10 protein-coding genes, 1 tRNA gene and 1 pseudogene are annotated in these 14,463 nt (G+C 61.3%); 6 read left to right on the top strand and 6 right to left on the bottom strand.

All coding sequences use genetic code 11. From position 1 onward, the window contains the following. Positions 1-38 precede the first annotated feature (38 nt). Positions 39-398: a NifB/NifX family molybdenum-iron cluster-binding protein gene (locus FGW20_RS11605; protein WP_048112923.1), complete on the bottom strand. Its 360-nt coding sequence runs from the start codon at positions 396-398 to the stop codon at positions 39-41. A gap of 175 nt (positions 399-573) precedes the next feature. Here FGW20_RS11605 and FGW20_RS11610 point away from each other — a divergent pair, with 175 nt between their 5' ends. The 6 genes and pseudogenes from FGW20_RS11610 to FGW20_RS11635 form a co-directional block, all read left to right on the top strand. After that, complete coding sequence (locus tag FGW20_RS11610; protein ID WP_301678254.1) at positions 574-2,970, top strand: Lon protease family protein; 2,397 nt, start codon at positions 574-576, stop codon at positions 2,968-2,970. Between the two features lie 5 nt (positions 2,971-2,975). Further along, the gene (nifS, locus tag FGW20_RS11615; RefSeq protein WP_301678255.1) at positions 2,976-4,142 is read left to right on the top strand and encodes a cysteine desulfurase NifS; all 1,167 of its coding nucleotides are present in this window, start codon (positions 2,976-2,978) and stop codon (positions 4,140-4,142) included. Further along, positions 4,143-5,477, top strand: coding sequence for a phosphomannomutase/phosphoglucomutase (locus FGW20_RS11620; RefSeq protein WP_301678256.1), 1,335 nt, complete (start codon positions 4,143-4,145; stop codon positions 5,475-5,477). Between the two features lie 549 nt (positions 5,478-6,026). Beyond that, positions 6,027-6,314: an ATP cone domain-containing protein gene (locus FGW20_RS11625; protein ID WP_301678257.1), complete on the top strand. Its 288-nt coding sequence runs from the start codon at positions 6,027-6,029 to the stop codon at positions 6,312-6,314. Between the two features lie 238 nt (positions 6,315-6,552). Next, positions 6,553-6,627, top strand: a tRNA-Ile gene (locus FGW20_RS11630). 50 nt (positions 6,628-6,677) lie between these two features. After that, positions 6,678-6,905, top strand: a pseudogene (locus FGW20_RS11635) (Holliday junction resolvase-like protein); the annotation flags it as partial. Between the two features lie 84 nt (positions 6,906-6,989). Here FGW20_RS11635 and FGW20_RS11640 read toward each other — a convergent pair. From FGW20_RS11640 to FGW20_RS11660, 5 genes are all read right to left on the bottom strand, one after another. Continuing rightward, on the bottom strand, positions 6,990-7,367 hold the full coding sequence (locus FGW20_RS11640; protein ID WP_301678258.1) for a DUF134 domain-containing protein: 378 nt from the start codon (positions 7,365-7,367) through the stop codon (positions 6,990-6,992). A gap of 69 nt (positions 7,368-7,436) precedes the next feature. Beyond that, positions 7,437-7,622 (bottom strand): DUF5320 domain-containing protein, encoded by a 186-nt coding sequence (locus FGW20_RS11645; RefSeq protein WP_143706417.1) that lies wholly within the window; start codon positions 7,620-7,622, stop codon positions 7,437-7,439. 136 nt (positions 7,623-7,758) lie between these two features. Continuing rightward, positions 7,759-8,838, bottom strand: a complete 1,080-nt coding sequence (locus FGW20_RS11650) for a hypothetical protein (protein WP_301678259.1) — start codon at positions 8,836-8,838, stop codon at positions 7,759-7,761. After that, entirely contained in the window at positions 8,838-12,275 is a 3,438-nt protein-coding gene (locus FGW20_RS11655; RefSeq protein WP_301678260.1) for an NHL repeat-containing protein, read from the bottom strand. The genes FGW20_RS11650 and FGW20_RS11655 overlap by 1 nt, the downstream gene beginning before the upstream one ends. A gap of 340 nt (positions 12,276-12,615) precedes the next feature. After that, on the bottom strand, positions 12,616-14,424 hold the full coding sequence (locus FGW20_RS11660; protein WP_301678261.1) for a peroxide stress protein YaaA: 1,809 nt from the start codon (positions 14,422-14,424) through the stop codon (positions 12,616-12,618). Positions 14,425-14,463 lie beyond the last annotated feature (39 nt).

Raw genomic sequence — 14,463 nt, forward strand, 5'->3', positions numbered from 1 at the left:
TGCTCATATGAGCATAATACTATGGGTGGTACACCTTCTCAGTGGTGCCCGTCGCACTCGCCGCCGTCTTCGTGGTGGCAGGAACTCTTCCCCGGAGAAAGGCGACCGGCAATATAATCCTGTGCAACGTAATCAACGTTTCCACTGACGCCGAGGAGAACCTGAATACCGTTTTCGTTGAAAAGTTCGACGGCTCGCGGCCCCATTCCGCCCGCGATGATCAGGTTGACCCCGTGCTCCGCGAGAAAGACCGGGAGCCGCCCGGGTTCGTGGCCGGGGCTCGGAAGATCGTCTCTTCTGTAGATGATCGAATCCTCGACATCGAATATTGCGTAACCCTGGCAGTGCCCGAAGTGTTCGGACACCTGGTTTTCGTCCTGTGCAATTGCTATTCTCATAATATCTCCTGTTCCTTGCGACTTCGTGCATACCGCCGGCCGCATACAAACGTACTACACATATGCGCGAAAGAAAGTAAAACCACCTATTGGCACCATCCGGTGCCGGGCCGGGGAACCTTTTTTAAGGCGAGCGACATCCTCCCGTGCAGTTGCAGCAGTTATGGTGAGACTGATGATTCAGCCCTTGGATATCGGAGAGTACCGGAACGTCTACGAACCGGGAAAGGTGGAGTGCGCCAGCACTGAGGAGATGCGGCCGCTCGAGGAGATCATCGGCCAGGAACGGGCGCTTCGGGCGCTGCAGTTCGGCCTTGAGATCCGGGAGGCCGGGTTCAACGTCTACGCCGCGGGCGCCCAGGGAACCGGCAGGATGAGAGCCGTTCGGAGTTTCCTCGACGAACTCGCAAAGGCCAAGCCCCGGGCGCGTGACTGGGTCTACGTGCATAACTTCGAGAACCAGTACGAACCCAACGCCGTCGCCCTCCCCGCCGGGAAAGGGACGGAGTTCCGGGAGGAGATGAAACGGTTCATCGAGGAAGCGCGGCAGGCGCTTCCCCGGGCGTTCCAGAGCGAGGAGTACGCCAAACGGCGAGACGAAACGCTTCAGGCGCTCCAGGGAAACAGGACGGATCTCATCGCCCGGATCAACCAGAAAGCCCAGGAGGCAGGGTTCGTCATCCAGATGAGCCCCATCGGCCTCCTGACCATCCCGGTCATCAACGGAAAACCGGTCCCCGAGGAGGAGTTCATCACCCTTCCCGACGACGTGCGGGCGGAGGTCCAGCGGCGGCGTGACGCCCTGAACACCGACCTCCGGAGCACGCTCCGGGAGGTGCAGGATATCGAGCGGCAGGGGGCCGAGGCGGTCAAGGACTTAAACCACGATATCGCCCTCTACGCGATAGGGGACCTCGTCGCCGAGCTCAAGGAGAAGTATGCCGACATCCCGGAAGTCCCCGAGTATATCGACGCCGTTCAGAACGACATCCTCGAGAACACTCAGTTATTCCTCGGTGTCCCCGAACAGCAGGGCGTTCCGCCCCAGTTCCAGGCCTTCATGCGCGAGATTCCGTTCCGGAAGTACGAGGTGAACGTTGTCGTCGACAACGCCGGTACAGAGGGCGCACCGGTGGTCTTCGAGCAGAACCCCACCTACCAGAACCTCCTTGGAAAGATCGAGAAGGAGGTGCAGTTCGGCATCTTCACGACCGACTTCACGATGATCCGGCCGGGTTCGCTGCATAAGGCCAACGGCGGCTACCTCGTCCTCGACGTCGAAGACCTCCTGCGTGCCCCGCTCTCCTGGGACGGGCTCAAGACAGCACTGAAGACCGGGGAGGCCGTCATCGAGGAGCCGGGAGAACGGATGGGGTTCATCACGGCAAAGACGATCAAGCCCGAACCCATCCCCCTCGACATCAAGGTGGCCCTCATCGGGACGCCGATGATCTACCAGCTCCTCTACCGGATGGACACCGACTTCAAGGAGCTCTTCAAGGTCAAGGCCGACTTCGACATTGTGATGGATCGAGACGACGAGAACGCCGGGAAGTACGCCGACTTCATCTGCAACCTCGTCCGGGAGGAGGAACTCCGGCACCTCGAACGGGAGGCGATCGCCCGGGTGATCGAATACGGGTCGAGACTCGCTGCAGATAAGGAGAAACTCTCGACCCGGTTCGCGGTGGTCGCCGACCTCATCCGGGAGGCGAACTTCTACGCCGCAGAGGACGGGGCCGAGCAGATCGAGAGAAGACACGTCACGAAGGCGATCGAGGAGAAGATCTACCGCTCGAACCTGATCCAGAAAAAGATCGAAGAGGCAATCCGGCGGGGGACCTTCCTCATCGATACCGAGGGCGAGAAGGTCGGCCAGGTGAACGGCCTCTCGGTCATCGGGCTCGGGGACTTCGCGTTCGGCCGGCCGTCGAAGGTGACCGCGAGCATCGGGGTCGGCCGCGAGGGGATCATGGACATCGAGCGCGAGGCTGCACTCGGCGGGCCGATCCACACCAAAGGCGTCCTGATCATCAACGGTTACCTCAACAACAACTATGCACACGACAAGCCCCTCTCCCTCTCCGCCCGGCTGGTCTTCGAGCAGAGTTACGAAGGGATCGAGGGCGACTCCGCGTCGAGCACCGAGCTCTACGCCCTCCTCTCGGCGCTCTCGGGGCTTCCGCTGAAGCAGTACCTCGCCATCACAGGCTCGGTGAACCAGAGGGGTGAGGTTCAGGCGATCGGCGGCGTGAACGAGAAACTGGAGGGATTCTTCGAGGTCTGCAAGGCCAAAGGGCTCGACGGGAGCCAGGGGGCGCTTATCCCGGCGAGCAACGTCCAGAACCTGATGCTGAAAGAGGAGATCGTCGAGGCCGCGAAGGCCGGGAAGTTCCGGATCTACCCGGTACGGACGATCGACGAAGGCATCGAGGTCCTCACGGGTGTTCCGGCGGGCGTGCGCCAAAAAGACGGCACCTACGAGGAGGGAACCGTAAACTACCTGGTGGACCGGCGCCTGAGGGAGATGGCCGAGACGATGCGCGGGTTCCAGCCGACGATGGCGAAGTGACCGGTATGGAGCGGAAACGGTCGGTCTACATGGACCATGCGGCGACGACGCCGGTGCGGCCGGAAGCCCTCGAGGCGATGCTCCCCTACTTCTCGGAGCGGTTCGGGAACCCCTCTTCGCTCTACTCCCTCGCCCGCGAGGCGAAGGAGGCGGTCGAGGAAGCGCGGGGGCGGGTGGCGGCGGCGATCGGCGCGACCCCCGAGGAGGTCTTCTTCACGTCGGGCGGGACGGAGGCCGACAACTGGGCGATCAAGGGGACGGCCCTCCGGGGAAAGGGCGACCATATCGTCACCTCCGCGATCGAGCACCACGCCGTCCTCCACACCTGCCGGAGCCTGGAGAAGCAGGGCTACCGGGTCACCTACCTCCCGGTCGACGAGTTTGGGCGGGTGGAGCCGGCGGCGGTCGAGGAGGCGATCACCGATGCGACGATCCTCGTCTCGGTGATGGCCGCGAACAACGAGATCGGGACGATTCAGCCAATCAGAGCGATCGCGGAAGTCGCGCACGACCACAAAATCCCGTTCCATACCGACGCCGTCCAGGCGATCGGGGCCTTCCCGGTGGACGTGGACGAGATGGGTGCCGACCTCCTCGCCCTCTCCGCCCACAAGTTCGGCGGCCCGAAGGGGACGGGAGCGCTCTATGTCAGGAAAAGAACACGGATCGGGACGTTCATAGACGGCGGGGCGCAGGAGTGGGGGAAGCGAGCCGGAACCGAGAACGTTCCCGGGATCGTGGGGCTCGGGCGGGCGATCGAACTCGCGGTCGCCGGGATGCCCCAGAATGCTCCCCGGCTTGCCGCGATGCGGGATCGGCTGATCCGGGGGATCCTGGACACAATCCCGGACACCCGGTTGAACGGCCACCCGACCGAGCGGCTGGCAAACAACGTGAACGTCGCGTTCCGCTACGTCGAGGGAGAGTCGATCCTTCTCATGCTCGATGCCCTCGGGATAGCCGCCTCGACGGGGAGCGCCTGCACCTCCGCGTCGCTCGAACCCTCGCACGTTCTGACCTCGTGCGGTCTACCGCCGGAGCATGCCCACGGCTCGCTCCGGCTCACCCTCGGGTACGCGAACACCGAGGAAGACGTCGACTATGTCCTTGAAGTGCTCCCCGGGATCATCGAGCGGCTGCGGGAGATCTCGCCGCTCCGGGGGGAGGCGTGAATGGCCGGGATCTTCCGGGCCTACGACATCCGGGGGCGCTACCCGGACGAACTCGATGAGGCGACGGCGAAGAAGATCGGGAACGCATTTGTAGCCCTTCTTGCGGCGGAGCGGATCGTCGTCGGCCGGGACATGCGTCTCTCGTCGGAACCGCTCTCCCGGGCGTTCATCAGGGGTGCGGTCGAGGCCGGGGCGGAGGTCGCCGATATCGGTATGGCGAGCACGCCCCTCCTCAACTACGCGATCATCGCCGGGGGGTTCGACGGCGGGGCGATGGTGACGGCCTCCCACCTTCCCGGGGAGATGAACGGGTTCAAACTCGCCCGCGAAAACGCCGTCCCCCTCTCCGGCGACCGCGACCTGCCGCTCCTGGAGACCCGGGTCGGGGAGGAGGAGGTCGCCCGCGCCGGGGGGTCGTCCCGCGAGACCGGGATGCTGGATGCCTACGTCGGGGCGGCGGCCGGGTTCGTCCGGACGCCCAAACCCCTCACGGTCGTCGTGGATGCCGGGAACGGGATGGCCGGGCCGGAGATCCCCCGGCTCTTTGAGCGGGTTCCAGCATGGCGGCTCGTGCCGCTGTATCTTGAGCCCGACGGCCGGTTCCCCCACCACCACGCAAACCCGCTCGACCCGGAGACCACCCGGGAACTGCAGGAACGGGTCGTGGCCGAGGGCGCGGATATGGGGGTGGCGTTCGACGGCGACGGCGACCGGTGCGGGCTCGTCGACGAGCGGGGCGAGCGCGTCCGGGAAGACCTGGTGACCGGGCTGATTGCGGAGTTCCTGCTCGAGGAGAACCCGGGGGCAACGATCCTCTACGACCTCCGGTCGAGCCGGGCGGTCCGCGAGGCGATTGAGAAGGCCGGGGGAAGGGGCGTCCGCTCGAGGGTCGGCCACGCCTTCATCAAGGCCGCGATGCGGGAGGAGGACGCCCTCTTTGCCGGGGAACTCTCCGGGCACTACTACTACCGGGACATGGGGTTTACCGACAACGGGCTCCTCACGCTGGTCATGGTTGCAAACATCCTCGCCGCGAGCGGCCGGACGCTCTCCGAGCTCATCAGACCCCTCGACCGCTACCCCTCGACCGGGGAGATCAACCTGGCGGTGAGCGAGCCCGCGGTGGTGCTCGCGGTGCTTGCGGCGCGTTACCGGGACGCGGAGCTCGACCGGCTCGACGGGCTGACGGCGGCCTATCCCGACTGGTGGTTCAACATCCGCCGCTCCCACACCGAGCCGGTGGTGCGGCTGAACATCGAGGCGGATACGGCGGAACTCCTCGACAAGAGGAGAGAGGAGGTGCTCTCGGCCATCCGGGACGCCGAGGGTGCGTAAGGGTCGGCCCGGCACGGAACGAGGGGCGGCGCGAACTGCCTACTCACGCGAAGGCGCGAAGGCGCGAACCCCGGGGTTTCTTGAGCCGGGGCGCCGCGCTTCGCGTTCTTCGCGGTTTCGCGTGTGGTCGAAGAAATGTAAAGCAGGAAGCCCCCCTTCATGGTGGGGTGGTTCACCAGCGCTGTCATTCCCAGATTCTGTGGATCGGGACGTTTGTTCCCGGGCGGTCGCGGATCGGGATCGCAGCGCCGCCACCCACCACCGGACGCCCCCTCCTCTGCACCGGCGCCGCCGGCATGCCCCACGAAAAAGGGCCGTTCGATTCTTCATCGCCAAAGAAGGCGCCGTTAATCCATTGCTTCGACGGGAAGAAGACGATTGCCGGCGGCCGCAACTTATAAGTATCCGATGTCCCACTGTTGCCCGGCAGGCTGCAGCTTGCAACCGAATCGGGGCCGGGTGAAGCCCCCGGAAACCGTAATCCGGGGTGCAACAGGCACCCGGGCCTCAAGCGGAAAGAAAGAACAGATAATTGATGTGGTGATGAGAATGGCAGGACAGCAGATGGAGTCCCGGCCCTGGCAGCAGACCATGGTCCGGAAGACCAACAACCAGGAGGAGCAGTTCAACCCTGACAAGATCAGGAGGTCGGTGCAGAACGCCGGAGCAAACCAGCAACTGGCGGACGAGATAACCCAGCAGATCCAGGGGAGCACGCACAGCGGGATGACGACCACCGAGATCGACAACAGTGTCCAGGAGGTACTCAAGCAGAAGGATATGGACGCCTACAACAACTGGATGCGGTGGAAAGAGCAGCACCAGAGCTCACGGTAAGAACGTCCCAGGACTTCCCGCAGGCGGTCTTTTATACCAGGCGCCGGACGTCCGTCGGCAGTTCTGCACGGCGGATCTCCGGGCGCTGCGCCTGCCGGGTATGCGGGGGCCTGCAGGACGCGCACAATGTTTTTATGATCAAAGAACAATATTTATATGCAGTGAGATTCCGGGAAAACCCGGAGATCTGAACTGAATGCGCTGTTTCCGAATTCAGGTCGGCTGCATCACAATTCTCGGGCCCGTAGCTTAGTCCGGTCAGAGCGCCCGGCTCATAACCGGGCGGTCGTGGGTTCGAATCCCTCCGGGCCCATGCGTTTTACAAGTACTCCGTGAGGGAACCCGGTAGGTGGAGAGGATGCACGGTTTTTGGGGACGCCGGTCGATCTCATCGTCTTCGACGGGTTGTCCGACGCCGATGAGGTGCAGAAGGTGGTCTTCGTCGAGATCAAAACGGGCAAAGCCGCCAACCTGAGCAAACGGGAGCGTGCCGTCAGGGAATGCATCAAAGCCGGGCGGGTGCAGTATTCCACCATCCACCAGTCGTTTGACGAAGAGACCAACCGGTTGCGTGATATGGGGATGAACTAGCCGTACACGGCCGGATCGGGTTTTGAACCGTCTCCGGGTCAACGCTCTTCGCAAAAAAGTTCGGAACGGATGCCCTCAGATCAATCACCGGGGCGACGGCTCAAAGGAGGCATCCTCATCCTCCGGGCACCCTTCCTCCCGCTCGCGGCCGCACCCGACGATCCGGATCGTCTTCCCGTGCACCAGGGCGTCGGCGACCTTCGTCCGCGCCCCGTGGAGGTCGCGCCAGAGGGTCTTTCGGGAGACGCCGAGGGCGGCGGCGGCCTCCTCCTGCTCGAGCCCCTGGAGGTCGACGAGCCGCAGGGCCTCCACCTCCTCGGGGAGGACGACGACGAACTCGTCGGGTCCCCCGCAGAGCGGGCCGAAACACCGGAACGCCCCCTGGTCCCCGATCATCCGCCGAACCCGGGGCCTGCCCCGCTGGCGGCGGCCGCGCCCCTCGCCGGGTTCTCTCTCGTTCATGTTACCGATCTCCTGGGTAGAGATCGGTCTCCGGTACAGATAGTGCCTTCGCTCCGGCACCGGCCGCTATCACCGGCCGCCGCGACGAAAACCGCGGCCGCACCCCCACGGGATGCCGCCCCGGCCGATACCGCGAAGCACCGGCGTGGAAGATTCGCCTTCCGCCACAGACGTCCCGGGCAGGACGCACCGCCCCCGCCGACCACCCGTCATCGGGCCACGGCCGGCCGGGCCGGTTCCATCAAATCCTGGCATGGTGTATCACCTCGATTATTACACATATGTGTAAAAATATATTAAAGTATCTTATTGAGCAGGACAGGATGGAGCCAGGGTCAGGGGGTTGTTTTCGCATGCAGGGAGGGGGATGGGTCCCCCGTGGAGAAGAGGGTCAGCCACGCTTCCGTATACCGACGAGCAGGGTTGCTCCGGCCAGGGCCGCAAGACCGGTAAGCCACGAGAACGGCAGCCCGGCCCGCTGCACGGCGGTCGCCGACGCCACGGGGTCGGGCGTCAGGGAGGGCTCGGTGAGGGGGGCAGTCGTCGCCGCGGTCTCCTCCACCGACGCGGTCTCGATAAAGACGGCAACCAGGGTGAAGTGCGGGATCGCGCCGACGACCGTGCGGGTCGAGGGACGAACCGTCGTTGCGAGGGGTTCCCATGCGCTGGTTTCGCTGTTGTACCAGCAGACGACGAAGCGCTCCCCAGCCCCCGACTGCTCCCACTCCTCCGGGGTGAGGGTGAACGAGACCTCGATCGGCGGGTCGAAGGTTGCACCGTCAGGACCGCACCGGAGTGCCCGGCCGATTGGTTCTCCTCCCTCACCTAGCGTGGGGAGGTCGGCGGGAGGGACACTCCTGACGCTCACCGTACTGAGCGGCCTCCCGAAACGGCCCTCTGCCCGGACACCCGGAGCGATGGAGAGGGTGGCATCCCCCTCCGTGGTGGTGACGACGGTCGCAAACTGAACCGCACCTTCAGCATCGGTCTGCAGAGAACCGCTCCCGGTGTACTCCATCACCGGTGCTGCAGGCATGAATGAGCCAAATGAACCACCACCGCCGCCGCCACCAGACGACCCGGAAGAGCCGCCGGAAGAACCACCGGATCCGCTACCCTTCGTCACCGCGAGAGCAAGGCTTGAGGAGGTGCCAGGGGTGTAGACCGCGGTCTTGGAGGCTTTAACCCCGTCGACAAGGAAAGTGATGGTCTTCCCGGCATCACCCTCCTCTCCGCTGACGACCAAGCGCTCGTCAAAAAGGGCATCCCCGCCGTAGACACCAGCAGTGGTGAGGGTGAGCGAGCCACAGTCGCGATCTCCAATCCGGGCGGTGATGACGGTCCCGGCCGGCGCGGAGTTCCCGTCGATCGTGACAGAGCCCGAGAACTCTGCCGGGAGGGCGGGAAACGCGGATGCAGGCGCCGCGAGGGCGAGGAGGATGAGGAGCCAGAGCATTCGTCTCATCCGCATCACGCTCCTATGGCGCCGAGGGTGCCCGGCTCGGTCATGTGGAGCCAGTAGCCCCGGCCCTGGTATACCAGTCTATCATCGGCGTATTCCCCGCTCCCGCCGTTGACGATCCCTGCCTCGAAGGTCTGTGTCGTGGCATCATGCCCGATCAGGTTCGACCACTGCCCCTTGACCGAGTGGAAGGCGTCCCGTGCCGTGGCCGGAGTGCTGCCGGTGATTCCGACGGCGTTCCAGCCGGCCGCGAGGGCGCGCTCCGCCGGCGAAATGAGGGGATCGGTCGAGAAGTTGAGCGGGACTGTCGCGGGCCCGGCCGAGTAGATCCAGTATCCTTCGAGGGGGGCGAGGCGGTCGGTCAGCTTGAGGTTTATCCAGCTCCTGTTGGCGGTGTCGTAGCGGAGGGCCGAGTGGCCGTCAACGTCGACGCCGGCAAAGATCGCCGTGGTGTCGTTGCCAGCCGCGAGGGGCCGGGGGATTGAGACGAAGTTCCAGCCCGGCGAGAGGGTGAGGTTGTCGCCGGGGAGCGGGGCCGGGTCGCCCACGACGGCGATCGCACGGGAGAGGGCCTGGCTCCCGTCGACGAAGACAGTGACCGTCGCGGTGCCCTGGTCGACCCCCTCGATGGCAAAGGAGATCGTGCCGTCATTGGGTCCCTGCTTCGTGCCGAGAACCGTCAGGTCGGCGATGATGCTCGTGGCCGCGGCCTCCCCGCGGAGGGTGACGAGACTGAGGGTCCCACTTGGAATGTTGCGGGGCTGGCTGATCCGGACCTCACCGTTCGGGCCGGCGTTGTAGCGCATAATGACGGAGTCCCCATCCGGGAGCTCTGCCGTAAGCTCGGTCCAGTCCGTGCCTTTCGTGTAGGCGTTCACCTCTCCCGAGGTGAGGGCGAAGGGGAGGGTGAGGTCTCGAATCGTAAAAGCGAATGTCTCTTCCGGATTCGCGGCGAAGTCGCCGCGGATGCCGAGCGAGAAGGCAGCACCGTCGGGAAGGTCGCTAAAGTCAACAGTGATAGTTTCTCCGGGCGTGATCGCGTCAGGGCTGATGTTGAACGTCGCCTCTCCAACAATAAAGGTGAAATTCGCATAGATGTCATCGATGTTCGGAGAGTCGAGGGCGTTGATCAGCGCACTTGCCGCGTCGGCAGCCCCCAGGTTGCCAAGAACCACTGGAATTATACCGTTACCCGAGATTGTAAGCGGATCCAGATGCGAAACCCAGATATCGAAGCCATTACATCCTGGGTTCTGAACGATCACGTAATACCGGCCTTCCGTGAGATCACTGGTGTCAGCGCCTGCAAGAACGTACTCGAAGGTGCCGTCACTCTCCACCGTCGCGGCTCCAGAATGGTAATAATCCGGGCCGAGGATCCAGACCTGGACGGCGTACGGGTAGCCCGTTGCAATCCCGCTAACCCGATAGTCGTCACCCGGGGTAAGGGTGGCCCCGGATGGCTGTATAGTGAGAGAGGGAGCCCTCAGCACGATGGATGTCGTGGCGAGCCTGACGCCGGTGAGGTTTCCCTTGCCTTGAGGTTGTGCAGCGGCGTAAATCGTGTAGCCGCTGGCATTAAGACGCCTGCCGACGTCGGCAGTGTTCCACTTGTAGGACCAGGTGTCGTCGGCCTCGACGTACACGCGGGTGAAGGTCGCCGGGTCGCCGTTCTCCACCGGGGTGGTCACGTCCAGGAGCCTGACGCCGTTGGTCGGGAGGTTCGGACCGGTCAGGAAGAGGTAGGTGGTGTCGCTGTCGCTGTTGGTTCCGGAGAGGGTGATCTCCTCGCCGATGTAGTAGACACCGGTGCCGGAGGCGGTGATGGTGACCGAGCCGGTCTCGACCCTCACACGGACCTCGTCGTACCTGCTTGCGTCACGGGAGTCGGTAACGCGGAGGGTGTAACTTGCCTCTCTCGTGGCCGTGTTGGTGAGCAGTTCGACAGACCGGGTGCCGGCTGCAGTGATTCTGACGGTGACGTTGTTCACATCAGCCGTGGGGGTCACACCGAGCTGGTTCGCGCGGAACGTCGGGGGCTGTGCACCGGGGTTCTCGATAGTCAGGAAGTAGTCCTGCCCGGATTCGCCGGTGATGGTCACGGTGAACGGGTTGCCACGAACAACCGTGTCCTTGTTCGACGTGATGCCTACCGCTCCGGAGGTAACCTGGAAGATCACAGTGTTGGAATCAAGACCCTTACCGTAGAAATCAGAGGTGCTGGGCCACTTCGCTTGGGCGGTGTAGGTCCCGGCCTCGACACCAGTCAGGTTGATAGGGGCCATATGTACAGTCGTGCCGTTCATCGGGATGGCCGTGAGGTCAACACCGCCGAATAGGTTTGTCACGCCGCCGCCAGGCAGGGTGACGTCGATCTTCATGGCGGGTGGGGCAGCGACATCTAGGTTGCTGAACCCATTCAGGTTGTTCGTCAACTTAAATGCCAGGGCAGTGTTCCGGGATATGGATCTGCCGTTCACGGAGTCCAGTCGCGAATTGTTCAGTACAACATCGAGCACTACGTTCGGGGTAGGTGTTGGTACCTGGGATCGTTCAAAAACTCGGACACAATGATCATCTGAGTTTGCCACATAGACAGTGCCGTCGGCATCAACTGCTATCCCGTTACAAACGTAGAACGGATCGGTAGATATTGCAAGCAGATTCCCGGAACTGTCAAACTTCTGGATAGGCCGATTCCATTGCGTTACATAAACATTACCATCGGTATCAGTCGTTAATCCCTCCGGGTACCGGAACTGCCCATCGCCAGAACCCTCTGTGCCCCATTTCAGGAGGAACGTGCCCGTGCCATCAAACTTCTGAATGCGGTTATTGTAGCAGTCCGCGACATAGACGTTGCCGGCACCATCGACCGCGACATCCGTCGGGTTGTTGAACTCCCCATCATAGGTGCCAAGTGCTCCCCATGCGGTAAGGAAGTTCCCATCGCTACCGAACTTCTTAATCCCGCCTCCTGCGATGACATAGGCGTTGCCGTCGGTATCAAAAGCGATGCTCCGGGGAGATTGGAGTTGCTCTTCGCCGCTGCCATAGGATCCCCACTTCTTAATGAACGTCCCGTTACCAGCGAACACCTGTATGCGGGAACCATCTACCACATACACCATTCCATCAGCATCCAAAGCGATATTCCGCGGAGAGTAAAACTCGCCGTCACCAGAACCCCTTGTCCCCCATTTCAGGAGAAACGCACCGGTATTGTCGAATTTCTGGATTCGGTCATTACCAGTATCCGCCACATAGACATTCCCCTCACCATCGACCGCAATCCCGGTCGGATTATTGAACCGCCCGTCATCCGCGCCGAGCGATCCCCACGTGGCGACGAGTTCGTACTCGCCGACCTCAGACGCCAACGCAGGCGGGCAGGCGAGAACCGCCAGCAGAGAAATTACGACAAATAGACCATATTTTCCGATCATACCTCTCCCTCCGGGCTCCCCGTGCCAGCATCCGCCCGGAGAGGCCTGCGGGAACCGTGATCAGAGATCGTATGCGGAACAATGGCATTAAAGGGGGGATAAGCCTTCCGATTGTTTCTCGGGACTGTCTGAAGCCCCTGTTTCATTATGCAAAATGATTTTGAAGCGATAGACAAACCACGATTACCAGGCCGGGTCCCGGGTCCGGGGGGGAAGCGGTTCTGCGGGTGGTCGTGCCCGCCGGCAGGGCTAAAGAACCGCCAACCAATCCGCGCGCTGATGGTGTTCCCCTCCAGACACTCCTCCTTGGGGTTCATCAACCTGGTTTCGCTGGCAGGTATCAGGGAGAATTCGGGTATATAAGGTCAATGATCTCGTTAATTGTTGGCACAATCTTTCTTCGCTCTTCCATCCCTTTTTCGAACGATATTACGTTCGGGTGAACTGCTTTGTTCCGTATCCCAGCTACCAAACCGCATTTCTCTGCCACCCCAATAAACCTGCCCGATGAGCCCTGATCAAGCAGCCAGTGCAATTCAATCACGAAAGAACTCTCAGGAAATTTGATCAGATCATTTGGTAATCGGGCCCATTGACCCAGCGTAATCTGTTTTCCAGAAGGTTGATCCGAATACCAAAAGGACTTCAAAAGTCTACCCTCATCCTTGGACTGATACTGAACGCTCTGAGGGATACTTTTTCCATGTGCTCCTCGTAGTTGGTCACCGATCCTTCGTGTAATCTCCTGATGCAACAATTTCTCCAATCCTTTTCCATACTGCCATATAAGAGACGAACCCGCATCTGGAGGATTGTTTGGGTTCCGATAAGAATGGACTGTTGCCCGATCCGCACTTGCAAGGATCTTCTTTGCATCTGGATCGATGATCTTTTCGAGCGCGATCATAGGTTGATCGGCCGGGAAATCGCTCGCCATACCCGCGCGAGCCCCGTGGATGGCCCGGAAGTACACATTCCCAATTGAATCCTCCGGGTTGATTGAGCACAACTGATCTTCGGTATAGTGAATAAGTTGCTGAGCGATACTCTCTCCAAACGCAGACAGAGCATTATCGCCCGCACCAACCGGGGAAAAGACGTGCAAGACGTCACACTCCACTCCACTCTCTGCAACCATCCCCTTGAAACTCTGCCAGTTTATGAGATCCCGATAGTAGTAGATACCTGTAAAATCGAAAATTCGCCGGATGCCTCGGGATCTGACATAGTCGAAGAGGACCTTCGTCAGGAAATCACTATCCAGCCATATCCATTGAACCGGATCATCGTCGTAGAGCGGTATCGAGTAGAGCTGCACCGGGTCGACAGGTGTTATGACCCCATACAGGCCGGATAGAATCAGGAAGTGGTGCCCGGAGTTCATCACAGCCCTTTTGCCGCGAACCTTAAGGCTCTGGTAAAATCGCCCCTCATATCTCCAGAGCGCAGGGAGATAGAAACCCTCCTCAGAACCACCAAAATCTCGGCCGCTTACCAGGTACTGGTTATAGGGATGATCTTTCTGGTCTGCCTTGTCAAAAAGGATCTTCCCCTGAGACAGAGCCCTAAAAACCTCCTTCCTTCTGGATACGATTTCATCATGGTAATCCGGGAGGTATCTCGCGTAGATCGTGTCACCCTCATTGTAATACGGAAACCCCTCTTCCGCCTTCCGGAACGAACAGATTGTAAGGAATAGCACCCCACTCCGGGGATTGTAGATCCCATCATTCTCGTGAGCCAGAGAAGCGATACTGCCGAGATCACTGAAGAGCGTGATCTTGAGCCCGGCGTCTTTGAGTCTCTCTATGAGGTCTCGATACAACGGGTGGAACTTCGAGTCGTTCGGATCCCCATAGAAGAATATCTCATATTTCTCCAGGCTCTTTTCGGCCCTGGAGACAAGCTGCTCAAACTCCGCAGGAGTGACCGTATCGGGCGGTTTGTCGTACCATTTCTTACACTCTCCCGGAAACCATACTCCATACTCATCTGAAAAGATCGCCCAGAACGCATCGGCCGCCTTGCATGCCTGGATAAATATCTGGATTCGCTCGCTGGTATACAGTCTGTCAGGGGTCACTGCCTCGCTGGTTTTTTTGAATGAGTCATCCTTCTGCCAACTGCAGTACGTGAGGAATATCTTCATGCATGAGGCATCAACCCATTTTGGGATAAATGTATACAC

The sequence above is a fragment of the Methanoculleus methanifontis genome (assembly GCF_030464365.1).
GTDB classification, from domain to species: Archaea; Halobacteriota; Methanomicrobia; order Methanomicrobiales; family Methanoculleaceae; genus Methanoculleus; species Methanoculleus methanifontis.

Coding starts and splice junctions, on each gene's coding strand:
- FGW20_RS11605 (WP_048112923.1), bottom strand. CDS start 398: ATGAGAATAGCAATTGCACAGGACGAAAACCAGGTGTCCGAACACTTC.
- FGW20_RS11610 (WP_301678254.1), top strand. CDS start 574: ATGATTCAGCCCTTGGATATCGGAGAGTACCGGAACGTCTACGAACCG.
- nifS (WP_301678255.1), top strand. CDS start 2,976: ATGGAGCGGAAACGGTCGGTCTACATGGACCATGCGGCGACGACGCCG.
- FGW20_RS11620 (WP_301678256.1), top strand. CDS start 4,143: ATGGCCGGGATCTTCCGGGCCTACGACATCCGGGGGCGCTACCCGGAC.
- FGW20_RS11625 (WP_301678257.1), top strand. CDS start 6,027: ATGGCAGGACAGCAGATGGAGTCCCGGCCCTGGCAGCAGACCATGGTC.
- FGW20_RS11640 (WP_301678258.1), bottom strand. CDS start 7,367: ATGAACGAGAGAGAACCCGGCGAGGGGCGCGGCCGCCGCCAGCGGGGC.
- FGW20_RS11645 (WP_143706417.1), bottom strand. CDS start 7,622: ATGCCAGGATTTGATGGAACCGGCCCGGCCGGCCGTGGCCCGATGACG.
- FGW20_RS11650 (WP_301678259.1), bottom strand. CDS start 8,838: ATGCGGATGAGACGAATGCTCTGGCTCCTCATCCTCCTCGCCCTCGCG.
- FGW20_RS11655 (WP_301678260.1), bottom strand. CDS start 12,275: ATGATCGGAAAATATGGTCTATTTGTCGTAATTTCTCTGCTGGCGGTT.
- FGW20_RS11660 (WP_301678261.1), bottom strand. CDS start 14,424: ATGAAGATATTCCTCACGTACTGCAGTTGGCAGAAGGATGACTCATTC.